The 23706-nt window shown below is 70.6% G+C and carries 26 protein-coding genes and 3 pseudogenes; 11 read left to right on the forward strand and 18 right to left on the reverse strand.

Annotation, left to right across the window (positions count from 1 at the left end; all coding sequences use genetic code 11):
* Window positions 1-39 precede the first annotated feature (39 nt).
* Window positions 40-1344 carry a DUF6986 family protein gene (locus ACZ5VQ_RS27085; protein WP_469107148.1) on the reverse strand — a complete coding sequence of 435 codons (1305 nt, stop codon included), beginning with the start codon at window positions 1342-1344 and terminating at the stop codon, window positions 40-42.
* Between the two features lie 384 nt (window positions 1345-1728).
* Between ACZ5VQ_RS27085 and ACZ5VQ_RS27090 the strand changes: the two genes are divergently transcribed.
* Window positions 1729-2640: an endonuclease/exonuclease/phosphatase family protein gene (locus ACZ5VQ_RS27090; RefSeq protein WP_469107149.1), complete on the forward strand. Its 912-nt coding sequence runs from the start codon at window positions 1729-1731 to the stop codon at window positions 2638-2640.
* Window positions 2641-2728: 88 nt separating this feature from the next.
* Here the strand turns inward: ACZ5VQ_RS27090 and ACZ5VQ_RS27095 are convergent, their stop codons facing one another.
* From ACZ5VQ_RS27095 to ACZ5VQ_RS27110, 4 genes are all read right to left on the reverse strand, one after another.
* Entirely contained in the window at window positions 2729-3691 is a 963-nt protein-coding gene (locus ACZ5VQ_RS27095) for an electron transfer flavoprotein subunit alpha/FixB family protein (RefSeq protein WP_469107150.1), read from the reverse strand.
* Between the two features lie 102 nt (window positions 3692-3793).
* A complete protein-coding gene (locus ACZ5VQ_RS27100; RefSeq protein WP_469107151.1) occupies window positions 3794-4579 on the reverse strand; it encodes an electron transfer flavoprotein subunit beta/FixA family protein in 786 nt (261 codons plus the stop codon).
* A gap of 243 nt (window positions 4580-4822) precedes the next feature.
* Window positions 4823-5347: a flavin reductase family protein gene (locus tag ACZ5VQ_RS27105; protein WP_469107152.1), complete on the reverse strand. Its 525-nt coding sequence runs from the start codon at window positions 5345-5347 to the stop codon at window positions 4823-4825.
* 232 nt (window positions 5348-5579) lie between these two features.
* Entirely contained in the window at window positions 5580-6002 is a 423-nt protein-coding gene (locus ACZ5VQ_RS27110; protein ID WP_362069472.1) for a TlpA family protein disulfide reductase, read from the reverse strand.
* Between the two features lie 75 nt (window positions 6003-6077).
* Here ACZ5VQ_RS27110 and ACZ5VQ_RS27115 point away from each other — a divergent pair, with 75 nt between their 5' ends.
* Window positions 6078-6494 (forward strand): DUF4395 domain-containing protein, encoded by a 417-nt coding sequence (locus ACZ5VQ_RS27115; RefSeq protein WP_469107153.1) that lies wholly within the window; start codon window positions 6078-6080, stop codon window positions 6492-6494.
* A gap of 189 nt (window positions 6495-6683) precedes the next feature.
* Window positions 6684-7412, forward strand: a complete 729-nt coding sequence (locus tag ACZ5VQ_RS27120) for a lysophospholipid acyltransferase family protein (RefSeq protein WP_469107154.1) — start codon at window positions 6684-6686, stop codon at window positions 7410-7412.
* A gap of 21 nt (window positions 7413-7433) precedes the next feature.
* Here ACZ5VQ_RS27120 and ACZ5VQ_RS27125 read toward each other — a convergent pair whose 3' ends face one another.
* The 5 genes from ACZ5VQ_RS27125 to ACZ5VQ_RS27145 form a co-directional block, all read right to left on the reverse strand.
* A complete protein-coding gene (locus tag ACZ5VQ_RS27125; RefSeq protein ID WP_469107155.1) occupies window positions 7434-8126 on the reverse strand; it encodes a B3/B4 domain-containing protein in 693 nt (230 codons plus the stop codon).
* Between the two features lie 13 nt (window positions 8127-8139).
* The gene (locus tag ACZ5VQ_RS27130) at window positions 8140-8733 is read right to left on the reverse strand and encodes a transglutaminase domain-containing protein (protein ID WP_469107156.1); all 594 of its coding nucleotides are present in this window, start codon (window positions 8731-8733) and stop codon (window positions 8140-8142) included.
* A gap of 83 nt (window positions 8734-8816) precedes the next feature.
* Entirely contained in the window at window positions 8817-9887 is a 1071-nt protein-coding gene (locus tag ACZ5VQ_RS27135) for a threonine aldolase family protein (protein ID WP_469107157.1), read from the reverse strand.
* The gene (locus ACZ5VQ_RS27140) at window positions 9884-10639 is read right to left on the reverse strand and encodes an SDR family oxidoreductase (RefSeq protein ID WP_362068530.1); all 756 of its coding nucleotides are present in this window, start codon (window positions 10637-10639) and stop codon (window positions 9884-9886) included. The genes ACZ5VQ_RS27135 and ACZ5VQ_RS27140 overlap by 4 nt, the downstream gene beginning before the upstream one ends.
* Before the next feature lie 38 nt (window positions 10640-10677).
* Window positions 10678-12075, reverse strand: a complete 1398-nt coding sequence (locus ACZ5VQ_RS27145; RefSeq protein WP_469107158.1) for a DUF6421 family protein — start codon at window positions 12073-12075, stop codon at window positions 10678-10680.
* Between the two features lie 378 nt (window positions 12076-12453).
* Between ACZ5VQ_RS27145 and ACZ5VQ_RS27150 the strand changes: the two genes are divergently transcribed.
* Window positions 12454-13137: a glycerophosphodiester phosphodiesterase gene (locus ACZ5VQ_RS27150; protein WP_189842207.1), complete on the forward strand. Its 684-nt coding sequence runs from the start codon at window positions 12454-12456 to the stop codon at window positions 13135-13137.
* Between the two features lie 24 nt (window positions 13138-13161).
* Here ACZ5VQ_RS27150 and ACZ5VQ_RS27155 read toward each other — a convergent pair whose 3' ends face one another.
* A complete protein-coding gene (locus ACZ5VQ_RS27155) occupies window positions 13162-13701 on the reverse strand; it encodes a GNAT family N-acetyltransferase (protein ID WP_469107159.1) in 540 nt (179 codons plus the stop codon).
* Between the two features lie 71 nt (window positions 13702-13772).
* Here ACZ5VQ_RS27155 and ACZ5VQ_RS27160 point away from each other — a divergent pair, with 71 nt between their 5' ends.
* On the forward strand, window positions 13773-14159 hold the full coding sequence (locus ACZ5VQ_RS27160) for a VOC family protein (protein ID WP_469107160.1): 387 nt from the start codon (window positions 13773-13775) through the stop codon (window positions 14157-14159).
* A gap of 67 nt (window positions 14160-14226) precedes the next feature.
* Window positions 14227-14331 (forward strand): annotated as a pseudogene (locus ACZ5VQ_RS27165) (VOC family protein); the annotation flags it as partial.
* Between the two features lie 43 nt (window positions 14332-14374).
* Here the strand turns inward: ACZ5VQ_RS27165 and ACZ5VQ_RS27170 are convergent.
* Both ACZ5VQ_RS27170 and ACZ5VQ_RS27175 read right to left on the reverse strand, forming a co-directional pair.
* The gene (locus ACZ5VQ_RS27170) at window positions 14375-14746 is read right to left on the reverse strand and encodes a VOC family protein (protein WP_362068518.1); all 372 of its coding nucleotides are present in this window, start codon (window positions 14744-14746) and stop codon (window positions 14375-14377) included.
* 55 nt (window positions 14747-14801) lie between these two features.
* On the reverse strand, window positions 14802-15767 hold the full coding sequence (locus ACZ5VQ_RS27175; RefSeq protein ID WP_469107161.1) for an LLM class F420-dependent oxidoreductase: 966 nt from the start codon (window positions 15765-15767) through the stop codon (window positions 14802-14804).
* 110 nt (window positions 15768-15877) lie between these two features.
* Between ACZ5VQ_RS27175 and ACZ5VQ_RS27180 the strand changes: the two genes are divergently transcribed.
* Together ACZ5VQ_RS27180 and ACZ5VQ_RS27185 are read left to right on the forward strand one after the other, a co-directional pair.
* Window positions 15878-16120, forward strand: coding sequence for a DUF7218 family protein (locus ACZ5VQ_RS27180; protein WP_469107162.1), 243 nt, complete (start codon window positions 15878-15880; stop codon window positions 16118-16120).
* 144 nt (window positions 16121-16264) lie between these two features.
* Complete coding sequence (locus ACZ5VQ_RS27185; RefSeq protein ID WP_469107163.1) at window positions 16265-17293, forward strand: SMP-30/gluconolactonase/LRE family protein; 1029 nt, start codon at window positions 16265-16267, stop codon at window positions 17291-17293.
* 40 nt (window positions 17294-17333) lie between these two features.
* Here the strand turns inward: ACZ5VQ_RS27185 and ACZ5VQ_RS27190 are convergent, their stop codons facing one another.
* Window positions 17334-17696: a DUF6479 family protein gene (locus tag ACZ5VQ_RS27190; RefSeq protein WP_469107164.1), complete on the reverse strand. Its 363-nt coding sequence runs from the start codon at window positions 17694-17696 to the stop codon at window positions 17334-17336.
* Window positions 17697-17789: 93 nt separating this feature from the next.
* Between ACZ5VQ_RS27190 and ACZ5VQ_RS27195 the strand changes: the two genes are divergently transcribed.
* On the forward strand, window positions 17790-18866 hold the full coding sequence (locus ACZ5VQ_RS27195; protein ID WP_362068506.1) for a Ppx/GppA family phosphatase: 1077 nt from the start codon (window positions 17790-17792) through the stop codon (window positions 18864-18866).
* Between the two features lie 74 nt (window positions 18867-18940).
* Here the strand turns inward: ACZ5VQ_RS27195 and ACZ5VQ_RS27200 are convergent.
* A pseudogene (locus tag ACZ5VQ_RS27200) lies at window positions 18941-19060 on the reverse strand (endo-1,4-beta-xylanase); the annotation flags it as partial.
* Between the two features lie 7 nt (window positions 19061-19067).
* On the opposite strand from ACZ5VQ_RS27200, the pseudogene ACZ5VQ_RS27205 reads away from it, so the two are divergent.
* Window positions 19068-19478, forward strand: a pseudogene (locus ACZ5VQ_RS27205) (substrate-binding domain-containing protein); the annotation flags it as partial.
* 18 nt (window positions 19479-19496) lie between these two features.
* On the opposite strand, the gene ACZ5VQ_RS27210 reads toward ACZ5VQ_RS27205, so the two are convergent.
* Entirely contained in the window at window positions 19497-20402 is a 906-nt protein-coding gene (locus ACZ5VQ_RS27210; protein ID WP_469107165.1) for an N-acetyltransferase, read from the reverse strand.
* A 203-nt stretch (window positions 20403-20605) separates the two neighbouring features.
* Between ACZ5VQ_RS27210 and ACZ5VQ_RS27215 the strand changes: the two genes are divergently transcribed.
* Window positions 20606-21370 (forward strand): VOC family protein, encoded by a 765-nt coding sequence (locus ACZ5VQ_RS27215; RefSeq protein WP_469107166.1) that lies wholly within the window; start codon window positions 20606-20608, stop codon window positions 21368-21370.
* Between the two features lie 10 nt (window positions 21371-21380).
* On the opposite strand, the gene ACZ5VQ_RS27220 is transcribed toward ACZ5VQ_RS27215, so the two are convergent.
* Window positions 21381-21956: a MarR family winged helix-turn-helix transcriptional regulator gene (locus tag ACZ5VQ_RS27220; RefSeq protein WP_362068494.1), complete on the reverse strand. Its 576-nt coding sequence runs from the start codon at window positions 21954-21956 to the stop codon at window positions 21381-21383.
* Window positions 21953-23665: an FUSC family protein gene (locus ACZ5VQ_RS27225; protein ID WP_469107167.1), complete on the reverse strand. Its 1713-nt coding sequence runs from the start codon at window positions 23663-23665 to the stop codon at window positions 21953-21955. Before ACZ5VQ_RS27225 ends, ACZ5VQ_RS27220 begins: the two co-directional genes overlap by 4 nt.
* Window positions 23666-23706 lie beyond the last annotated feature (41 nt).

The following is a 23706-nucleotide window of genomic DNA, read 5'->3' on the forward strand; positions in this document are numbered from 1 at the left end:
TGGCTTGTCGCGCAGTTCCCCGCGTCCCTGAAGGCCGCACTACTTGGCCGAGATCGTCAGGTCCGCGCGCCTGGGTGTCGCGAAAGTCTCCAGGTCGGCGCGGGTCAGGCCCGCCGCTCGGGCCACCTCCGCGATGTCGAGGGCGCCGCAGTCCAGGCCACGCAGGAGGTAGCCGCTGAGGGCCTTGGCAGTGGCGGGCTCGTCCATGACGTCGCCGCCGGCGTGGTTGGCGTACCGGGCGAGACGCCCTGCGGCCTGCTCGAAGCCCTCCCGGTAGAAGGCGAACACGGCCGCGTAGCGCGTCGGGATGTGGCCGGGGTGCATGTCCCAGCCCTGGTAGTAGGCGCGTGCCAGCGCTCGGCGGGTGAGGCCGTAGTGCAGCCGCCAGGCGTCGTGGACCTTCGACGTCGGGCCGACCGGCAGGACGTTCGTGGAGCCGTCCGAGACACGGACGCCGGTGCCCGCGGCCGCGACCTGCATGATCGCCTTGGCGTGGTCGGCGGCCGGATGGTCGCTGGCCTGGTGGGCGGCGGAGACGCCGAGGCAGGCGCTGTAGTCGAAGGTGCCGTAGTGCAGGCCCGTGGCCCGCCCCTCGGCCGCCTGGATCATGCGGGCGACGGTCGCGGTGCCGTCGGTGGCGAGGATGGACTGGCTGGTCTCGATCTGGATCTCGAAGCCGATCCGGCCCTGCTCCAGGCCGCGCGCCTTCTCGAACTCCTCAAGGAGCCGCACCATGGCCGAGACCTGCTCGGCATAGGTCACCTTGGGGAGGGTCAGCACGAGCCCGTCGGGCAGACCGCCCGCCTCCATCAGGCCGGTCAGGAAGATGTCGAGGGTGCGGATGCCCCGGTCGCGGACCGGTGCCTCCATGCACTTCATGCGGATGCCCATGTACGGGGCCGCCGTGCCGGTCCCGTACGCCTCCGAGACCAGCCGTGCCGCGCGGGCCGCCGCCTCGTCCTCCTCGGTGTCCGGGCGCGGGCCGTAGCCGTCCTCGAAGTCGACGCGGAGGTCCTCGATGGGCTCGCGCTCCAGCTTGGCGCGTACGCGGTCGTACACGGGCTCGGCGAGGTCGTCGGAGAGGCCGAGGACCGCGGCGAAGGAGACGGCGTCGGGCGCGTGTTCGTCGAGGGCGGCGAGGGCTTGGTCGCCCCAGGAGCGGATGGTGTCGGCGGCGAAGACGTCACCGGGGACGTACACGGTGTGGACGGGCTGGCGGGTGCCGGGGTCTCCGGGGTAGCGGCGCTCCAACTCGGCGTCGACCGGGGCGAGGGAGGCGCTGATCTCCTCGCTGACCGCGCCCGCGAGGCTCGTCGCCACCTTCTCCTGCTGGCCCTGACCCATTCCACACCCTCCTGTTTTCCGCTTCACGGAATCAAATATCCGTAGAGCGAAGTTATCCGCGGACCTTCCCGCCGGTCAACACCCTCCGCCCACCGGGCCACCCCGAAGGCTCCCACCCCGACCGCCTCCGATACCCTGCCGGGCCACGTCCAGATTCCTTCCCGGGCCATGGCCGGATCCCTTCCCTGGCCGCCCGGGATTCGCACCGCGACCGCCCCTGAATTCCCTCGGGGGCCGTCCCCGGGACTTCCCTCGGGGTCCATCCCGGGATCTCGACATGTTCACGCCGAGCTTCGAGACTGCGATGCGCACGACTCGTCCGCTGTCCGCAGCAGGACCGGTGTCCCCCACAGGAACCGGCATCCGCCACAGAAGGAGCCACCCGTGCCCCATCGCAGTCGAGTCACGCGCCGCCTGGGCCTCAAGACCGCTCTCGCTGCAGCGGTCACGCTGCCTCTGTCCAGTACAGCACTGTCGACCACACCCGCCTCCGCCGCGAACCGAATACCTCGGAACCGCCGGCTGGAGGTCATGTCCTTCAACCTGCGGTACGCGAGCACCGCCGAACCCAACAGCTGGGCCGTCCGCCGCCCCGTGATGCGCGAACTGCTGCGCCGGGAGCGGCCGCACGTCATGGGCGTCCAGGAGGGTCTCTACCAGCAGGTGCGCGACATAGAGACCGACCTCGGACCGCACTACGACTGGATCGGCACGGGCCGCGCGGGCGGCAGCCGCGATGAGTTCATGGCGGTCTACTACGACACCCGCAGACTCGCCCCGGTCGAGTACGACCACTTCTGGCTCTCCGACACCCCCGACGTGATCGGCTCGAACACCTGGGGCGGCGGGTCCATACGCATGGTGACCTGGGTCCGCTTCCGTGACCTGGGCGACAGCGAGCGGCAGTTCTACTTCCTCAACACCCACCTCGACAACGCGAGCCAGAACGCACGCGCGCGTGCGGCGTCCCTGATCGCCGCACGGATCGCCGGGCTCGACCGGACCCTGCCGCTCGTGGTGACCGGCGACTTCAACGTCGCCGCCCACAAGAACCCGGTCTACGACACGATGCTGGCCGCCGGACTCACCGACACCTGGGACACCGCGGCCGAGCGGAGCACGCTGTACGCCACCTTCCACGGCTACCGGCCCCTGGTCCCGGACGGCGACCGCATCGACTGGATACTCGCCACGCCCGGCGTGACCTCGCACCGGGCGTCGATCAACACCTTCTCCGTGGGCGGACAGTTCCCAAGCGACCATCTGCCCGTACAGGCGTCACTGACCCTGGCATGAGGCGAGGCCCCGGAGACCGTGACGGTCTCCGGGGCCTCGTAGGTCACGGGGTACTCGCGAGCTTCCTGCGAGGTACCCGCGAAGCCGATCAGCCCTTGCGGGTGTTGATCTCCTCGGTGAGCTGGGGGACGACGTCGAAGAGGTCGCCGACCACGCCGTAGTCGACCAGGTCGAAGATCGGCGCCTCGGCGTCCTTGTTGACCGCGACGATCGTCTTGGAGGTCTGCATACCGGCGCGGTGCTGGATGGCGCCGGAGATGCCGGAGGCGATGTAGAGCTGCGGGGACACGCTCTTGCCGGTCTGGCCGACCTGGTTGGTGTGCGGGTACCAGCCGGCGTCCACCGCGGCACGCGAGGCGCCGACGGCCGCGCCGAGGGAGTCGGCGAGGGCCTCGATGATCCCGAAGTTCTCGGCGCCGTTGACACCGCGGCCGCCGGAGACCACGATCGCGGCCTCGGTCAGCTCGGGGCGGCCCGTCGACTCGCGCGGGGTGCGGCCGGTGACCTTGGTGCCGGTCGCCTTGTCCGAGAAGGAGACCGCGAGGGCCTCGACGGCGCCGGCGGCCGGGGCGGCCTCCACGGCGGCACTGTTGGGCTTGACCGTGATGACCGGGGTGCCCTTGGAGATGCGGGACTTGGTGGTGAAGGAGGCGGCGAACGCGGACTGCGTGGCCACCGGACCCTCGTCACCGGCCTCCAGGTCGACGGCGTCGGTGATGATGCCCGAACCGATACGGACCGCGAGACGGGCGGCGATCTCCTTGCCCTCGGCGGAGGACGGCACGAGCACGGCGGCCGGGGAAACGGCCTCGTACGCGGCCTGCAGCGCGTCCACCTTCGGTACGACCAGGTAGTCGGCGTACTCCGCGGCGTCGTGCGTGAGGACCTTGACCGCGCCGTGCTCGGCGAGTGCGGCGGCGGTGTCGGCGGCGCCGGGGCCCAGCGCGACGGCGACGGGCTCGCCGATGCGGCGGGCCAGCGTCAGCAGTTCAAGGGTGGGCTTGCGGACGGCACCGTCCACGTGGTCGACGTAGACGAGAACTTCAGCCATGGGAATGCTCTCCTGCTTGCGAAAGATGAGGGGCGGTCGGCGGATGGAGGTTCAGCGAGCCTCGATGGGGCCCTAGATGAACTTCTGGCCCGCGAGGCTGCATCAGACGAACTTGCGCTCCGCGAGAAAGGCGGCGAGCTGCTTGCCGCCCTCGCCCTCGTCCTTGACGATCGTGCCGGCGGTGCGTGCCGGGCGCTCGGTGGCGGAGTCGACCTTGGTCCAGGAGCCTTCGAGACCGACCTCGTCCGTCTCGATCTCCAGGTCCTCCAGGTCCCAGGACTGCACCGGCTTCTTCTTGGCGGCCATGATGCCCTTGAAGGACGGGTAACGCGCCTCGCCCGACTGGTCGGTGACCGACACGACGGCCGGCAGGGAGGCCTCCAGCTGCTCGGACGCGGTGTCGCCGTCACGGCGACCCTTGACCACACCGTCCTCGACCGAGACCTCGGAGAGCAGCGTGACCTGCGGAACACCCAGACGCTCGGCGAGCAGCGCCGGGACGACACCGGCGGTGCCGTCGGTGGACGCCATGCCGGAGATGACCAGGTCGTAGCCGGCCTTCTCGATGGCCTTGGCCAGCACGAGCGACGTACCGATGATGTCCGTGCCGTGCAGGTCGTCGTCCTCGACGTGGATCGCCTTGTCCGCGCCCATGGAGAGCGCCTTGCGCAGCGCGTCCTTGGCGTCCTCGGGGCCGACGGTCAGCACGGTGATCTCCGCGTCGTCCGCCTCGTCGGCGATCTGCAGGGCCTGCTCGACCGCGTACTCGTCGAGCTCCGACAGCAGGCCGTCCACGTCGTCACGGTCGACGGTCAGGTCATCGGCGAAGTGCCGGTCGCCAGTGGCGTCGGGCACGTACTTCACGGTGACAACGATCCTCAAGCTCACGCCGGCTCTCCTACTGCATCGTCTTTTCTGGGCTGCCTGCTTATGGGCAGCATAGGCGCCTGAAGCGGCCGTTCCCGGTGGGGGCGACCCGCGCTCCGAGCGAAATATTACTCGCCAGTACGCACATCTACGCTCCCGCAGGTGGTTCCCTCTAAGCAAGCGCTTTGAACTGTGACCTTCGCAACGCAGCGTAATCGGAACTCGACGCTCCCGCAGGCGAGGCGGGCCGTACGGCCCGACGCGTCATTCCCGCAGCCCCTTGAAGTCGCCCTGGTGGTACAGGAGTGGGCGGCCGGCGCCGGCGGGGTCCCCGAGGACCACCTCGGCCAGCACGACGCGGTGGTCCCCGGCCGGTACGCGGGCGACGACCCGGCAGACGAGCCAGGCGAGGACGTCGTCCAGTACGGGGACACCCTCGGGGCCCTCCCGCCAGGCGGTGGGCGCGCCGAAGCGGTCGGCGCCGCTGCGGGCGAAGGTGGCCGCCAGTTCGCGCTGGTGCTCGCCGAGTATGTGCACGCCGACGTGATCCTGCTCGGCGATCGCCGGCCAGCTGGACGCGCCGGTGCCAACACCGAAGGAGACCAGCGGGGGCTCGGCGGACACCGAGGTGAGGGAGGTCGCGGTGAAGCCCACGGGGCCCTCGCCGCCCTGGGCGGTGATCACGGCAACTCCTGCGGCGTGCCGCCGGAAGACGGAGCGCAGGAGGTCCGGGGAGGCAAGTTCGGGAGAGGAGAGCCGAGGGGTTCCGAGATCGGGCGTGGCCGTCATGGAGTTGTCCTTCTGCGGGAGGCGACGAGCAGGTCCTGGGCTGGTCAACAGCCCGGACAGTGCGCGCTCGCGCAGCGGGCGGGAGCCGCGGTCCGAGGGCGTTCGCGCTCGACGAGAAGGAGTTCCTGGGGCATACGGTCAGGCTGACGATAGGTGGTGCGTGCAGTCAAGTGCGTCCCGGCATATGGGAGATGCGTCACCGGTGCCCTCCAGCCTCGTCCAGCTTCACAGGTCAGGGTGTTCCGACCGCCTCGCCGAGCGCGGCGATCACGTCCGCCTTGCGCGGCTGTCCCGTCGCGCGCCGGACCACGCGTCCGTCCGCGTCGAGGACGAGCACGGTCGGCGTCTTGAGAATGTCGAGTTCCCGTACGAGGTCGAGGTGGTCCTCGGCGTCGATCTCGACGTGCGTCACGCCCGGGACCATGTCGGCGACCTCGCCGAGCACCCTGCGGGTCGCCCGGCAGGGCGCGCAGAAGGCGCTGGAGAACTGGACAAGTGTGGCGCGTTCACCGAGGTCCTCGCCCAACTCGGCCGCGCCCAGCCGCTTTCCGCCGTCCCGCCCGCGCACTCTGACTCTCCCGCTCCGCCGTCGGTTCAGCACTCCGAAGGCGCTCGCCGCCACGAGCACCACCACGCACACCACGATTCCGGCCATCTCCGGCTTCAGCATTCACGAGACTGCAAAGATTCCCGCGGCAGCGGAACGTTTTCCATGCGGAATGCTTGATCCATGGACATCGATGCAAGAGGGCCGCGTTTCGGAGCGGCCGTGACGACCGTCGTACTGGCGGTCGTACTGATCACCGGCAGCGCCTGGCTGCTGGCCTGGCAGACACTGGCGTTCGCGCTCGGCGCTGCCGGTGGCGTGGCGCGTTCTCCGTACGGCTGGCTGTTCCGCAAGGCGGTGCGTCCCCGGATCGGGCCGCCGACGGAGTTCGAGGCGCCGGCGCCGCCGCGGTTCGCACAGGCGGTCGGATTCGCGTTCGCGGCGCTGGGGTTGATCGGCTACGGAGTGGGGCCCGAGTGGCTGGGTCTCGCGGCGACCGGGGCGGCGCTCGCGGCGGCGTTTCTGAACGCGGCGTTCGGGTACTGCCTCGGGTGCGAGATGTACCTGCTCGTACGTCGGCTCACGGTTCGCGCAGAGTAAAGGCGGCTTAAAACTCCGAGGTGGATCAAGGGGTGACGTGACGAGGATCTCGCCCTTGCGCGGCACGAGGACTGGCCACTCGTCCGTTCTTGGGGCACGATCTGCGCAATGCCGTAAACCTACGGCACCGTAACTTCCCGCCGGGAGCCCCCTTCCCAGGCAGACCAGAGAGAAGGGTCCACTCCGTCCATGGCTGAGCTTGCCTACCGTCCCGCCACCGGTCTCGCCCAGACGTTGTTCAAGGCCTGGGACCTGAAGATCGACCTCAAGGGAACGGAGAACATCCCGCGCTCGGGCGGTGCGGTGCTGGTGAGCAATCACATCAGCTATCTCGACTTCATCTTCGACGGTCTGGCCGCCCTGCCGCAGAAGCGTCTGGTCCGCTTCATGGCGAAGGAGTCGGTCTTCCGGCACAAGATCTCCGGCCCGCTGATGCGCAACATGAAGCACATCCCGGTGGACCGCAAGAACGGCGAGGCGGCGTACGCCCACGCGCTCGACTCGCTGCGCTCCGGCGAGATCGTCGGCGTCTTCCCCGAGGCCACGATCTCCCAGTCGTTCACGCTGAAGAGCTTCAAGTCGGGTGCCGCGCGCATGGCCCAGGAGGCCGGCGTCCCGCTGATCCCGATGGCGGTGTGGGGCACGCAGCGGCTCTGGACCAAGGGCCACCCGCGCAACTTCAAGCGCAGCCACATCCCGATCACCATCCGTGTCGGCGAGGCCATAGAGGCCTCGCGCGACAAGTACGCGGGCGCGATCACCCGCCAGTTGCGCGAGCGGGTGCAGGAGCTCCTGGAAGCCGCGCAGCGCGCCTACCCCGTACGCCCCAAGGGCCCGAACGACACCTGGTGGATGCCGGCCCACCTCGGCGGCACGGCCCCGACCCCCGAAGAGGTCAAGGCCGCCGAGGCCCGCTGAGCGGCTGCTCGTACGGAGCCGCTACCGAGGCGCGTGAACGGTGATCCGCGCCCCCGGGCTGAACTTCTCCAGCAGTTCGGCGAGTTCGGAGCCCGCGGCCTCGACGTCGGCCACCGGCATCGGTGTGAGGCTCTCCAGGAGGAAGACCGCCGAGGTGGACTCCTCGGTGAGGCGGGTGCGCGGGCCCTGGCGCCAGTTCCAGCGGCGGCAGGTCACGCCCCTCTCGTCGCACCACACCACCTCGCCGGCGTCGGGGTGCTCGACGGTCTCCTCCCCCGCCGCGACGGTCACGAAGTCCTCGTCGCCCGTGGCGCGCACGAGACGCATCCCGCCCTGGATGTGGTCGAGGTCCTCCCCGCCCACCGGGATCAGATGGGCGACGCTGATCGCGTTGTAGAGGTCGACCAGCACGTTGATCCGGGGCAGCCCGGCGTCCGAGAGGGCCCTCTTCGCCAGCGCCTCCGCCGAGTTGCGCGTACGCGAGGGCTTGGAGCCGAACGCCGTGTAGACCTCGCGCCAGGCGGCCATGTGCAGGTCCTCGTGCGGGGCGCGCCCGTCGAGACGGGCCGCGAGACGGCGGGCCGCGTCGTCGAGGAGTTCCGAGGTGCCGTCCGTACTGGGCCCGTTGACGAGTCCGTACGCCTCGACGGTGAGGTGCGTGAAACCGGGCGCGAGGGCGCGCACCTCGTCGGACACGGTGAGCGGGAGGGTCATCGTCTGCCTTGCCTCAGAGTGCGGTGGGGAGGGACTTCCACAGGTGCGGCCGGTCGGGGGCTGCCTTGAGGGCGCTCAGGACGACCGGATGAGGTTCAGCGTACAGTACTGGATAGTCCACCTCATTGGACTGTGGATCGACGGAGAAGGCCAGCTGTTCGCCGTCGAGCGAGAACTGGGCATCCACGCCCGGCTTGTTGCCGCGGCAGTCCTGCCGGTGCCAGGCCCCGTTGAACCGCACGGCGACCAGGCCGTGCACGACATGCCCGCATCCGTCGTCATGGAGAAGCGACTGGTAGCAGAACGCGGTGGGGATGTCCTCGGCCCGCAGGAGCGCGGCGAGCGCATGCGCCTTGGCGTGGCAGATGCCGGTGCGCAGCTCCAGGACGTCGGACGCGCGCCAGGTGACGCGCGGGTCGCCGGCGTCCTGGGAGTGCGGGACGGTGTCGCGCACGAACTCGTACGCGGCGCGCGCATAGTCATACGAGTCCGCCACCCCCTCGGCGAGACGCGCAGCCGTCTCCCGTACGAGCGGATGGTGATGGTCGACCACCTCGTCAGCGGCCAAGTATGCGGACAGGTCGGGGGTGTTCTGGATCAGCTCCATGCCCGCAGAGCATAGGAATGCGATCACCCGACAGTCAATGACTTTTCGGGTAACCGCATATCTATGCACACCATCATGGATCGCTAGCGAGCCATTTCCTCCTTGAGTGCCGCCACGAACCCGTCGACGTCGTCCTCGGTCGTGTCGAAGGCGCACATCCAGCGGACGTCGCCCGCGGCCTCGTCCCAGAAGTAGAAGCGGTAGCGCTTCTGCAGGCGCTCGCTCACGTCGTGGGGCAGCCGCGCGAAGACGGCGTTGGCCTGCACGGGGTGGAGGATCTCGACGCCGTGTACGGCGCGCACGCCCTCGGCGAGACGCTGGGCCATCTCGTTCGCGTGGCGGGCGTTGCGCAGCCACAGGTCCTTGGCGAGCAGCGCCTCCAACTGCACCGAGACGAAGCGCATCTTGGAGGCGAGCTGCATCGACAGCTTGCGCAGGTGCTTCATGTGGCTGACGGCGTCCTGATTGATGACGACGACCGCCTCGCCGAACAGTGCGCCGTTCTTCGTGCCGCCGAAGGAGAGGACGTCCACGCCGACCGCGTTGGTGAACGCCCGCATCGGGACGTCCAGCGAGGCGGCCGCGTTGGCTATCCGGGCGCCGTCGAGATGCACCTTCATGCCGTGCGCGTGGGCGTGCTCGCAGATCGCGCGGACCTCGTCGGGCGTGTAGACGGTGCCCAGCTCGGTGTTCTGGGTGATCGACACGACCTGCGGCATCGCACGGTGCTCGTCGTCCCAGCCGTACGCCTGCCGGTCGATGAGCTCGGGGGTGAGCTTGCCGTCGGGCGTGGGCACCGTGAGCAGCTTGAGCCCGCCCATCCGCTCGGGGGCGCCGCCCTCGTCGACGTTGATGTGCGCGCTCTCCGCGCAGATCACCGCGCCCCAGCGGTCCGTGAGCGCCTGGAGCGCCACGACGTTCGCGCCCGTGCCGTTGAAGACGGGGAACGCCTCGGCACTCGCGCCGAAGTGCCCCCGGATCACCTGCTGGAGGTGATCGGTGTAGTCGTCCTCGCCGTACGCGATCTGGTGCCCGCCGTTGGCCAGGGCCAGGGCGGCGAGCACCTCGGGGTGAGCCCCCGCGTAGTTGTCGCTGGCGAATCCGCGGATCTCCGGGTCGTGACGCCGCCGCGCGTCGGTCTTCGGAGGGTTCACGGCTTCTCGGTCAGCCACAGACGCTTTCCGTTCACTTCGGAGGCGGGCTGATCCCAGACGCCGGTGATGGCCTCGGCCAGCTCCTTGACGTCCGTGAAGCCCGCGAACTTCGCGTTCGGGCGCTCGGCGCGCATCGCGTCGTGCACCAACGCCTTCACCACCAGGATGGCAGCCGCTGACGTCGCCCCGTCCGCACCCGCGGAGACTCCGGCCTTGCGGAAGAAGTCGGCCATCGCCAGCGTCCACGCCTCGGCCGCGGCCTTGGCGGCGGAGTAGGCGGCGTTGCCCGCGGTGGGCCTGCTCGCTCCCGCCGCGCTGATGAGGACGTACCGGCCGCGCTCGCTGCGCTGCAGCGCCTCGTGGAAGGCGAGGGAGGTGTGCTGCACGGTACGGATCAGAAGCATTTCCAGGAAATCCCAGTCGTCGAGGCTGGTCCTGGTGAAGGTCTCGCTGCCGCGCCAGCCGCCCACGAGGTGGACCAGGCCGTCGACCCGCCCGAAGTCCTTCTCGATGCGGGCGGCCCAGTCGTGGCTGGACTGCAGGTCGAGCAGGTCGACCGTGTCGCCGACGACCGTGGAGCCGCCGTGCGCGTACCGGGCCGCGTCCACAGCCTCCGCGAGCCGCTCGGGATCGTTGTCCGAGCCGACGACGGTCGCTCCCGCCTCGGCGAGCCGCAGGAGCGCCGCCCTGCCCGCGGGTCCGCCCGCGCCGGCCACCGCGATCACCGCACCGCTGAGAGCCCCATTCCCCATGATCTTCGCCTCCTGAGCAGTGATTCTGGCGCGGTCGCTCACGCGGCCACCCGCTCGGCACTCTCCGCCGTGATGCCCTTGGTGGCGGCGATCACGTTCTTCAGCTTCTTGGAGAGGGCCTCATAGAACATGCTCAGGGGAAACTCGTCCGGAAGCACGTCGTCCACGAGCTTTCGCGGCGGCTGGTTCAGATCGAGGGCGTCCGGGCCCTTGGCCCAGCGGGATCCCGGGTGCGGGGCGAGGTACTGGGACACCATGTCGTACGCGGCGAACCAGTGGACCAGCTTCGGGCGGTCGATGCCGTCGCGGTACAGCTTCTCGATCTCGGCGCACAGCTGGTTGGTGACCTGCGGGGCTCGCTGCCAGTCGATGTGCAGCTTGTTGTCGGTCCAGCGGACGACGTCGTGCTTGTGCAGGTAGGCGAAGAGCAGCTGGCCGCCGAGCCCGTCGTAGTTGCGGACGCGGTCGCCGGTCACGGGGAAGCGGAACAGGCGGTCGAACAGCACCGCGTACTGCACGTCACGGCCCTGCGGGAAGCCGTCGGCCTCCAGCTTCACGGCCTCCTTGAAGGCGGTGAGGTCGCAGCGCAGCTCCTCCAGGCCGTACATCCAGAACGGCTGGCGCTGCTTGATCATGAACGGGTCGAAGGGCAGGTCGCCGTGGCTGTGGGTGCGGTCGTGGACCATGTCCCACAGGACGAAGGCCTGCTCGCAGCGCGCCTGGTCGCCGACCATCTCGCGGATGTCGTCGGGCAGTTCGAGGCCGAGCGTGTCGACGGCGGCCTCGGTGACCTTGCGGAAGCGTGCGGCCTCGCGGTCGCAGAAGATGCCGCCCCAGGAGAATCGTTCGGGCGCCTCGCGCACGGCGATGGTCTCCGGGAAGAGGACGGCCGAGTTGGTGTCGTAGCCGGCCGTGAAGTCCTCGAACGTGATGCCGCAGAACAGCGGGTTGTCGTAACGGGTGCGCTCAAGATCGGCCAGCCACTGAGGCCAGACCATGCGCAGGACGACCGCCTCGAAGTTGCGGTCCGGATTGCCGTTCTGCGTGTACATCGGGAAGACGACCAGATGCTGGAGCCCGTCCTCGCGGTGCGCGGCGGGCTGGAAGGCCAGCAGGGAGTCGAGGAAGTCGGGGACCTGGAAGCCGCCCTCGGCCCAGCGGTGCAGGTCCTTGACCAGCGCCTCGTGATAGGCGGCGTCGTGCGGAAGGAACGGGGAGAGCTCCTCGACCGCGTCGATGACACGGCGCACGGCGAGACCGACGTCGGCCCGACCGGGGGCGCCCTCGGCGTCGAAGTCGACCGAACCGTCCTTGGACTGCCATGGCCGGATCCGCTCCACGGCATCCTTGAGCACGGGCCAGGCCGGGTGCTCCACCACCCTGTCCCGGGGAGGAGCCTGCTCCTCCGTACCCACCTGCACAAGAATTTCCGTCATGACCCATCCTCCACGGGAGAACCTCGCGTATGGACACCGTATGCGTGCAGGGTTCCTCGCCACAAGTGGAGTATCGGGAGATTATCCTGCCTCCCTCTATCTTCACCGCTCTTTTTCCTGCCGGACGCCGCGAGGACGAATACTTCCGCCGATCGCTGGGTAGCCGCCGAAGTTCGGTCAACCCACCCGGGACTCGCCCACGCAGGAGTGAGGCGGGAGGGGCCCGGCGCGGCCTGTTCTCGCCGCTGGAAGGCCTCATTGGCCGCTGCCGGAGCGGGTTCAACGCCCGGCCGGGCCATTAGGCTGCGGCCTTGCCGCGTGGGCACGGGACCGCAGCACGCGGCAGCCGAGCCGCCGTCGACGGAAGCGGAGTCAGCCTTGAACTTTCTCACCATCGGGCACCGCGGAATCATGGGTGTCGAACCCGAGAACACCCTCCGTTCCTTCATCGCCGCCCAGCAGGCCGGCCTGGACCTGATCGAACTCGATCTGCATCTGAGCAAGGACGGCGCGCTCGTCGTCATGCACGACGCCGACGTGGACCGTACGACCGACGGCTCGGGGCCGATCGCCGAGAAGACCCTCGCCGAGCTGCGTGTGCTGGACGCGGGCCGCGGTGAGCGCATCCCGGTCTTCGAGGAGGTCCTGGACGCCGTCACGGCTCCGCTGCAGGCCGAGATCAAGGACGTGGCCGCGGCCCGGGCGCTGGCGGAGGTCATGAACCGGCGCGATCTGGTCGGCAGGGTCGAGGTCCTGTCGTTCCACGACGAGGCCATCGCCGAGATCGCGAGGCTCGTCCCCGGTGTCCGCACGGCGCTGGTCGCCAGCCGCTATGGCATCGATGTCGTCGAGCGGGCCACCGCGGTCGGCGCCACGAGTCTCGTCCTGAACATCCGGCGCCTGACCCTGGAGGTCGTCGAGCGCGCACGCAAGGCGGACCTGCGGATCATCGGCTGGGTCGTGAACACCCAGGACCATCTGCGCCTCGTACGCGCCCTGGAGCTGGACGGCGCGACCACCGACTATCCGGAGATCAAGCGCACCGGCCGCTTCACGGCGTAGCAGCCGGGCCGCGCGGCGGAACGATTATGCGAGCGGCTTCACCAGGAGCTCGAACCGCAGGTCGTCGCGCTGCGGGATGCCGAACCGCTCGTCGCCGTACGGGAAGGGAGTCATCTCTCCCGTACGGTGGTAGCCGCGCCGCTCGTACCAGGCGATGAGGTCCTCGCGTACGGAGATCACGGTCATGTGCATCTCCTTCACGGCCCAGGTCTCACGGGCGAACCGCTCCGCCTCCGCGATGATCACCTTGCCGAGGCCGGCTCCCTGGAGTGCGGGACTGACCGCGAACATCCCGAAGTAGGCATGGTCGCCGCGGTGTTCGAGCTGGCAGCAGGCGACCACCGTGCCGTCGCGCTCGACGGTCAGCAGGCGGCTGTCGGGAGACTTGATGACCGCGCGGACGCCCTCCGGGTCGGTCCGCTGGCCCTCCAGGATGTCCGCCTCGGTGGTCCACCCGGTGCGGCTGGAGTCTCCCCGGTAGGCCGACTCGATCAGCACGACGAGGGCGTCCACGTCGGCGTCGGCGGCGTCGCGGAACGTCAGTCCGGTGGCGGCGGTGTCCATGGAGCGGTTCTCCGATCTCGGGCGCGGCTCGGGCACCGCCGAGCGTAACCCTCCTACTAGGCTCCGGGCGCATGGTGCATGTACTCAGCAGCCGGACCTTGCTCCGCCCCACCGACCCCGAGCGTTCCCGCGCCTTCTACGGCGAGAAGCTGGGCCTGCCCGTCTACCGCGAGTTCGGTACGGGTCCCGAGCGCGGCACCGTCTACTTCCTGGGCGGCGGCTTTCTGGAGGTCGCGGGCCGCTCCGAGGAACCCCCCTCCCCCGCCGTCAGGTTGTGGCTCCAGGTCGCGGACGCCACGGCGGCGTACGAGGAACTCGTGGCCGCGGGCGTCGAGGTGCGCCGGCCGCCGGTGAAGGAGCCGTGGGGGCTGATCGAGATGTGGCTCGCGGATCCGGACGGCACGGAGATCGTGGTGGTGGAGGTACCGGCGGACCATCCGCTGCGGTACCGGCCCTGAGCGGATGCCCTGAGCAGAGGCCCTGCGCGGACGACTCTGGGCGTCAGTCCCAGCACAGGCAGAACGGAAGGAGCCGTGGGGGCTGATCGAGATGTGGCTCGCGGATCCGGACGGCACGGAGATCGTGGTGGTGGAGGTACCGGCGGACCATCCGCTGCGGTACCGGCCCTGAGCGGATGCCCTGAGCAGAGGCCCTGCGCGGACGACTCTGGGCGTCAGTCCCAGCACAGGCAGAACGGGTGGCCGGCCGGGTCCGCGTAGACGCGGAACCTGCGGCTGCCCCCCTTGTCGTCCAGGTCGAGCGGGGTGGCGCCGAGGGCGAGTACCTGCGGCTCGGCCGCGTCGATGTCCGGCACGGTGAAGTCCAGGTGCAGTTGCTGGGAGTTGCCGTCGGCGCGGGGCCAGTCCGGCGGGCGGTGGTCGGGGGCCCGCTGGAAGGAGATGCGGTGGCCGCCGGGCACGTAGAGGTCGTACCAGTCGTCGTCGTACTGCTTGACCTCACCGCCGAGCACGCCCGCGTAGAACTCCGCGAGGGCGGGCGGGTCCGGGCAGTCCAGGGCTACGAGGGTGTACGTGGCTATGGCCATTGTCGTCCCTTCGGTCGTTCGCCCAGAGGCCCCTTCGGAGGACCACCAGAGGCTCTCAGAGGTCCTTCAGTGCGGGGAGCAGTTTCTTCTCGGCCCAGTCCAGGAAGGGGAGTTGGTGGTCGCCGCCGATCTGGACCAGGGCTATCTCGGTGAAGCCGGCGGTGACGTAGGGGCGTACGGCCTCGACGAAGGTGTCGACGTCGTCGCCGCACGGGACCGTCTCCGTGACGTCCTCGGGGCGGATGTGCTGGGTGGCCGTGTCGAAGCTCGCCGGGCCGGGCAGTTCGGAGTTGACCGGCCAGCCGCCCAGCGACCAGCGGAACTGTTCGTGGGCCCGCCGGACCGCGGCGTTCCTGTCGGGGTCGTAGCAGACGGGCAGCTGGCCCACCTTGGGTTTGCCGCTGCCGCCGTGCTGTTCGAAGGAGTCGACCAGTTCGGCCTTCGGCTCGGTGGCGATCAACAGGTCGGCGAGCCGGCCGGCGAGGGCGCAGGAGCGTTCGCCCGAGACGGCGATGCCGATCGGGGTCGGCTCGTCCGGCAGGTCGAAGAGCCGGGCGTTCTCCACGTCGAAGTGCGGGCCGTGGTGGTTGACGTTCTTGCCGTCGAAGAGCTCGCGGATGATCTCCACGGCCTCTTCCAGCATCTCCAGCCGTACGTGCGCGGCGGGCCAGCCCCCGCCCACCACGTGTTCGTTGAGGTTCTCGCCGGAACCGAGTCCCAGCCGGAAGCGGCCCTCGGCGAGCAGTTGCGTGGTGGCGGCCTTCTGGGCGACGACCGCCGGGTGGTAGCGGGTCGTCGGACAGGTCACGTACGTCATGAGGGGGATCGTGGAGGTGGCCTGCGCCGCGGCGCCGAGGACGCTCCACGCGTACGGGGCGTGCCCCTGCTCCTCCAGCCAGGGGAAGTAGTGGTCGGACGTGACGGAGAAGTCGAATCCGGCCCGTTCGGCAGCCACCACGTGTTGTACGAGGTCACGGGGGCCGGCCTGCTCGGTCATCATCGTGTATCCGATGTGTGCCATGTGTTCCGAGTGGCCGGTCGGGGGTACCCGAAACGTGCTCCCCGCCGGGCGGCGCCACGAGTTGCGCCGCGCGACGGTTCGGTCCCCGGACGAGCGGAGGAAGGGAAGCCATGCCCAGGCCGCAGATCAAGGAGGAGAAGACCTACCAGGCGCTGCGCCGCGAGGGGGCGGGCAAGGAGAAGGCCGCTCGGATCGCCAACAGTCCGAAATCCTCCTCGCGCAAGGGCGGCACGAGCGGCTCGTACGAGGACCGGTCGAAGCAGGATCTGTACGAGCAGGCGAAGAAGGTCGGCGTCGAGGGCCGCTCGTCGATGTCGAAGGACGAGCTGATCAAGGCTCTGCGGAACCGCTGACCCGCCGAAGGGCCGAACTGCCCCTGACCAGGCTCTGGCGACGCCTGCGGCGAGCGGGTGATCTCGTGGTTCCTGGGGCCTCCGCACGAGGGCACATGGAGCCGTCGAGGAGTTGTGGCGCCTCATTCGGGCAGAACGCTCCTCATGACACCGCGACTCTCCGTGACAGCCCGCACCGCGGGGCCCGGCGTCCTGCCGCCCCTCCGTCCGATCCCCCTCGGCGGCACGGGTCCCGAGGATGTCGTCGTCGACCATCAAGGCCGCGTGATCACGGGCGTGGCCGACGGCCGCATCCTCCGCGTCCGGCCGCGCGGTCCCGCCCGTGTGGAGCAGATCGCCCGGACGGAAGGGCGTCCGCTGGGGCTCGAAGTCCTGCCGGACGGACGTTTGTTGGTGTGCGACGCGGAGCGCGGGCTGCTGCGGGTCACACCGGAGGCCGGCACAGGGGCCGGGTCCTCTGCTGCCTCTCCCCCTTCTTCTTCCGCAGGGAGGGTCGAGGTTCTGGTCGACCGTGTGGCGGGTGAGCCGTTGCGGTTCTGCAGCAACGCGGCCGCGGCGGCGGACGGCACGGTGTACTTCACGGCCTCCAGCAGGCGTTTCGGGCTTCACGAGTGGCTCGGCGACCTGATGGAGCGGACCGCGACGGGACGGCTGCTGCGGCTCCCGCCCGGCGGTGGCGAGCCCGAGGTCCTGCTGGACGGCCTGGACTTCGCGAACGGAGTCGTGCTGGCCGAGGACGAGTCCTGGGTCGCCGTGGCCGAGACCGGTGCGTACCGCCTCACCCGGCTGTGGCTGTCCGGGCCACGGGCCGGACAGCGCGACACCCTGGTCGAGAACCTCCCCGGCTTCCCTGACAACCTCTCCCGCAGCGCGGACGGCACGGTGTGGATCGCCCTGGCGGGCCCGCGGCAGCGGCCCCTCGACTGGCTGCGCCGGGCACCCGCGGGCGTACGACGGGCGGCGTGGCGAGCGGCCCGGCCCCTGCCGGTCCGACCTCGCCCAGTCGCCCGTGTGCTGGGTATCGGTCCGGGCGGCCGCGTGCGCCACGACCTCAGGCGCCGCGGGGCGGGCTACCGGATGGTGACCAGCGTGTACGAGCACGACGGCATGCTGATCCTGGGCAGCCTGCTGGAGAAGGGGATCGTCGTCTGCGAGCTGCCCGGGCGGGCGTGAGGACGAGGGAACGGAACAGGGGGCGGACCGCCCGGGCCCCTCAGTGGTGGCCGAGCCCGCCGCTGCCGAAGCCGCCGCTGCTGTTGCGGCCCCAGATCGGTCGTGTCTGGTCCTTGGCGCGGCGCGAGGAGACGTTGCCGTGCAGCTCGTGCGGGGTGAGGACCCTGCCGTTGTGCGGCATCTCGTCGGGCTCGCGCATCTCGCTGACCTCGTGGACCGCGCCGCCCGCGGGCAGATGGGGGTGGTCCTCGGGGCGCGGCGGACCCGGTTCCCGGGCGCGCACCCGCATCCCCCACCACACCGCGACGACCAGCATCGCCGTGATCAGAAGTCCCACCACGAAGGGTGCCGAACCGGCCACGACTTCGTGAGGGATGGCTATCTCCCTGCCGAAGCTGTCCATAAAGGCATAGTACCCACCCATAACTGCTCAAACAGGGCCTGACCGGTGTTCCCGCGACGGTGTGCCGAGGGCCGCCATGGGTACGGGGAGGGGATGCGTATGGGTGTACTGGACGTCGGCTCGAACACGGTAAGACTCGTCATCGCGGAGACGGACGGAGCCGTTCCGCTTCCCGTGCACACGGCCAAGCGCCGGCTGAGGCTCTCCGACCATGTCGAGCGGGGTGGCCATCTGCCGGAGGAACAGGTGAACCGGCTGGTGGAGGCGGTGGCGGAGGCCCGGGTGGAAGGCAGGCGGTGGGGGGTGACCCAGCCCTTCGCCTTCGCCACGGCGATCGTGCGGGACGCCCCGAACCGCCCCGAGATCCTCGAGCGGGTCACCGCGGAGGCGGGAGTGCCACTGCATGTGCTGCCCGGCGAGGTCGAGGCGGAGCTGACCTTCCTGGCGGCTCGGCGCTGGATGGGCTGGCGCGCGGGGCCGCTGGCCATGCTGGACATCGGGGGCGGCACGCTGGAGGTGGCGTTCGGCCGGAGCAAGCTGCCGGACTTCGCGATCTCGCTGCCGCTGGGGGCCAGCCGGCTGACCCGCGAGTTCTTCCGCGGCCAGGACCCGCCGTCGCTTCGCCGGGCCAAGCTGCTGCGTCGGCACGTACGCCACCAGCTGCGTGACGTCGCGGCCCGTATCCGCTGGGAGGCGCCCCGTACGACGGTCGCCACCTCACGCACGCTCCAGCAGCTGGGCAGGCTGTGCGGCGCGGCCCCGGGCCGGTCGGGGCCCTTCACTCCGCGCGGCATCACCCGTACTGACCTCCTTGTGGCCGTCGAGCGGCTGTCGGTGCTGCCCGCCGCCGATCGCGCCCTCCTGCCGGGCATCTCCCCCGCGCGGGCCGGTCAGTCCCTGGCCGGGGCGATCGTCGCGCACACCACGATGAAGCTGATGGGCATCGACGAGATGACCCTCTGCCCCTGGGCCCTGCGCGAAGGAGTCCTGCTGCGCTGCATCGAGGACGGCAACTCCGACTGGTGGGACGGAACGGCACCCAGCCTCCGCGATCAGGGGGCCGTACCGACGCGGGTGCTCCGCCCTGTCGGAGGAGTGGACGTGAACGCCACGGTGTCCGCCACCTCGCCGTCCGCTCAACTCCCCACCCGATCGGGGCAGTTCACCTGACAACGGGTGCCGGCGGGCAGATCCCGCCGGCACCCGGTGCGCCAGGACTCGACGCTCCACGTTCTTGACCAGGTGTAGAGGGCGGCGCTCTTCGCGTTGACGCCCGCCACGTTGTAGTCGTCGACGTACAGCTTCGCGGCCGGGTCGGCGGCACGGGCCGCCCGCAGCGCGTCGGCGATGTACGGGTCGCCGATCGCCCGTGCCCGGATCGCCGTCGACGCGTCGCTGATCGTGCCCGGCGGCTTCTACCAGGAGTCAGGCTTCAAGGGCTGCAACGCCCTGCTCGACCTCGCCGAGCCATCCACGACGATCTTCGCCACGAGCGACCGGAGGGCAATGGGCGCGGTCGAGGCACTGCGGCGACGTGGACTTCGCGTCCCGGAGGACATGAGCGTGGTGGGTTTCGACGACCTTCCGGAAGTCCGCTGGTCGGCTCCCCCGCTCACCACGGTCCGCCAACCCCTCGCCGAGATGGGCAAACTCGCGGTCCGTACGGTCCTGAAGCTCACCCGGGGCGAGGAACTCGACTCGCCCCGGGTGGAGTTGGCCACCGAACTCGTCGTGCGGTCGAGCACGACACCGGTGCCGGCCGGGCGGCACGATGGCGTGTGAGGGTGCCCTGAGGGTGTTCTACGGAAGGTGCTCCCACCCTCGGTCCGTGCGCGTCAGCTCGCGAAACCCGGCGCCGGTCAGCCTGCTGATCGCTTCCACGGCGTCGGCGGCCTCGTACGCGAAGAGCCGCCGCACTCCTGAGAGCCGCAGCCAGTGGGCCGCCTGGGCGAGCAGCCAGTTCTCCAGGCCGTCCACCGGGTGCTCGATGTGGAGGTTGCCGATGTCGGCGAGGCCGCCGCTGCGCGAGTGACGTTCGGGGCGGTCCAGGGCCGTGTCGACCTCGATGAAGCCGAGTACGCGCCCGTCGGCATGGGCCGTGAAGCGGGTGCCGCACTCGCCGAGCGTGCGGTCGACGGAGACTCCCGGCAGGGGTGTGAACGACGGCAGATCGGCCACGTCGGCGATCAGGATGACCTCGGTGTCTCCCGTGTGCCGGAACCCGGCCCGTTCGTAGGCGGCACGGATGTGCGGCCAGGGCCGTGGCAGTCCGTAGACGACGGGGGCGGGCAGGGATCCGTCGGCGTAGCGGAGTCGGACGTTCCAGCGGGCCAGCTGGGCCAGACAGGCCGCCATCAGCAGGTCGGAGGCCTGGTCGGAGTCCGGCCAGAAGGAGGCGGGCGGATGACAGACGAACCAGTCGATCGCGCCGGCGTCCCGGAAGCTCTCACCGACCTCGGTGTCGGCGCGGTAGCGCAGGAGATGCGCACCGGCCACCACGTACCGGCGCTGCTCGGCGACGAGCGTGATCCGCTCGGCCACCCACGGGTCGGTGATGAACTCGTCCGGCTGCCGTGTCATACCGCTGTGTACGGTGTTCACGGAGACGGAGACACCCGGGACGACAGCGGCGACATGCGCGTTGACGAGTTCGGTGAGCTGGTCGCGGTCGTCGCGGTGGAAGGGACGCACCGTGAGCGCGGGCATGCGGAGACCTCCGGATCGGGTACTTGGGGAGGCCGCCATGAGGTGCGGTACGCGGGCGAGAGTACGCCTCACCGGGTGGCGCCGCCATGTGGTTTTCCGTCGGCTCGCCGCGGCCCGTGGCCGGGACTAGCGTGCGAGGAGGAGCCCGTCGCGCTCCTGACGTGCTCACACCGGAAAGTCGAAAGCCGGAAAGAAGGTCGGCCATGAAACTGGACAAGCCGGTGCCCGGCGGGCCCTGCTGGACCGAGCTGGGGACCAGTGACCTGGAGGCGGCCAAACGGTTCTACGCCGATGTCTTCGGCTGGCGTCCGGAGACGGACCCGCGCGCGGAGGCGGGCGGCTACACGCTCGCGCACCTCGGCGACGCGGCGGTCGCCGCCCTGACCCCGCTGTTCCAGGAGTCGCAGCCGGTCGCCTGGAACGTGTCGTTCGCGGTGCCCGACACGGACGCGACCGTGCGGGCGGTACGGGACGCGGGCGGCGCCGTCGTCATGGAGCCGATGGACGTCTTCGACCTGGGGCGTTTCGCGGTGGTGGCCGACCCGGGCGGCGCGGTGTTCCAGCTCTGGCAGGCGCGCTCCTTCGCCGGCGCCGGTCTGTTCAACGCCCCCGGCGCGCTCGGCTGGGTCGAGCTGATGACACGTACCCCCGACCTGGTCACCGCGTTCTACACGACGGTGTTCGGCTGGACCGTCAACGCCTCGGAGCACTACACGCAGTGGGGCATCGGCGGCGCCGACTTCGGCGGCATGGTGGAGATGGGCGACAAGTTCCCGCACGAGGTGCCCTCGCACTGGCTGCCGTACTTCGCCGTCGAGGACGTCGACGCCACCGCCGAGGCGAGCACACAGGCGGACGGCGGCGTACTCATGGAACCCACGTCGGTCCCGGAGGGCCCGCGCATCGCGGTGCTCCGGGATCCGCAGGGCGCGGTGTTCGGCATCTACCGGGCGGGCGACGAGGGCTAGCGAGCCGGCCTCAGCCGCGCGGGGCGCGCAGCCGGCCTTCCAGCTGGACCAGCAACTCGCCCAGCAGCGCGGCGAGTTCCCGCTGCACCGTGCCGTCGACCCCGGACAGGACCGCGGTCTCGTACGAGAGCTGCTCGGGCAGGATGGAGTCGACCAGGTCGCGTCCGGCGTCCGTGAGCCGCACATGGGCGACGCGTCGGTCACGGGTGTCGCCCCGGCGCTCGACGAGGCCGCGCTCGGTCAGCTGCTTGAGCCGCTTGGTCACGGCGGCGCCGGAGGAGAAGGTCTCGCGGGCCAGCTCGCCGGGGGTCAGTTCGAGGCCGGTGCGGCGCAGGGCGCCGAGGAGGTCGAACTCGGGGCGGGTGAGTCCGGCGTGTCGCAGGGGCGCGTCCTCGGCCTGCTGGAGGAGCGCGGCACAGCGGTTGATGCGGCCGATGATCTCCATGGGACCGGTGTCGAGGCCGGGGTGGACCGTCTGCCACTGCCGTACCACCGCGGCGAGGGTGTCCCCCGCGGCCGTCCTCCCGGCCGCTCCGCCATGGACCGCGCCTCCTCCGCCCGCCGTCCGCCCGTTCGCTGCCGTCATGCCCGTGTGCCCTCCAGAGCGTGCAGTCCCTGCCGTCGTACCGCAGTCGCGAGCGTACGGTGTCCGGTCCGCTCGGCGAGCAGCACCCGCTCCTCCGGCACGGCGCGCTGCCACCACTCTCCCGCGGCGGCATCGGCCGTGGCGCGAAGCTCGACGAGCGCCTCGGCCAGCCGACGCCGGGATGCCTCCAGGGCGCCCGGACCGGGCCGCTCGGCGGCGATCAGTCGCGCGGCGTGCTCGCGGGCGCGTTCCACCGTGTCGAGGGCGTTCTCGATGCGGTCTCCGGCCCGCCGGTTGGTGACCGCGACCGCGGCGGCGAAGCCGACCAGCGCGCCGACGACCGTGTCCACGATCCGGTCCGTCATCAGCTCACCGGGCTGCTGGAAGCCCGTGAACTCGGTGATCAGCAGCGCCATCGGGGTCACGCAGATGCTGCCGAGCCAGTAGTTGCGGCTGATCAGGGCCTCCGCACCGAAGTTGAAGGCGAGGCAGCACAGGACGAGGGCGGCGGGGCCGAGGTGGGCCAGCGGGGCGACGGCCGCGAAGAGGAGGACACCGACGAGGTTGCCGACGACGCGCTGCACTCCGCGGCTCCAGGTCAGCGTGACGTTCGCCTGATAGAGCGAGGCGGCGGTGACCAGGGCCCAGTACGGGCGGCCGACACCGAGGGCCAGCGACACATAGCCGGCGAGGGCACAGCCGAGCGCGGTACGCAGGGCGAGGGGCAGGAGCGGGCCGAGCCTGTCGGCCAACGGGCGCCTGCCCGCGGCCCGTTCGGCCTCCACGCCGAGGAGTTCGTCGGCCGCCGATGCCAGGTCCACGCTCGGCACGGGGCCCGTTCCGCGCAGGTCGCGCGCCCAGGAGCGCAGGCGTCCGGGATCCGTGTCGGCGGGTGCGGCGAGCGCGACCTCGGCCCGCACGACGAGCCGTTCGAGGGCGCGTCGGGGCTCCGAACGGGCGCCGGTGGCGAGCAGCGACTGCCAGGCGGCGTGCACGGAGGCGGCCGCGGCCCCTCTGGCGCGCTCGCGTCCGTGGGAAGGGGAGGAGGAAGCGGTGGGGGAAGCGGTGGGGGACGCCTCGGCGGACACGGCGGCGGACGTCTCGACGTACATCTCGGCGTACGCGGCGGCCGCGTTCAGGGCTCGTGCCGTGGCCCGGCGTTCCGGCCCGTGCGGTCGTACGAGGCCGGGGGCCATGCCGACGAGCCAGGCCCAGGCGCCTGCCGCGGCGGCGAGGGCGAGATGGGCTGGGACCTGGCCGAGCGTCTGCGGGGTGAAGAGGGCGGCCGAGCTGATGAAGGCGAAGATCACCGGTCCGGGCGGACCGATGCGGGTCGCGTCGCACAGCGCCTTCTGGGCGGCGGCGAGCAGCGCGCCGACGGCGACGAGGATCACGGCGGAGGACGTGAGTGACGCCGTGATCAGGGCGACGGCGACTGCGACGAGCATGCCGAGCACGACCCAGGCGAGGGCCCGGGCGCGGGCCGCGTACGGCAGGTTGTGGGCGTAGAGCGCGCAGAGTGACCCCGCCATCGTGTACATCGCGAGGTCCAGCCTGCCGAGCGCCAGCAGTGTCACGTTCGGCACGCCGACCGCGACGACCACGCTCAGCGCGGGCTTGAACCAGATGTCGGAGGGCCGGCCGACGCGCAGGACGCCGGCGAGAGGCAGTCGGCGGGCGGGGGTGGGGCTGGGTGCGGCACTGCTCATGGCGATAAGGTTAGCAGGTGTTTTACTCGTGAACGATATTG

It is taken from the genome of Streptomyces sp. NPDC033178, assembly GCF_055577685.1.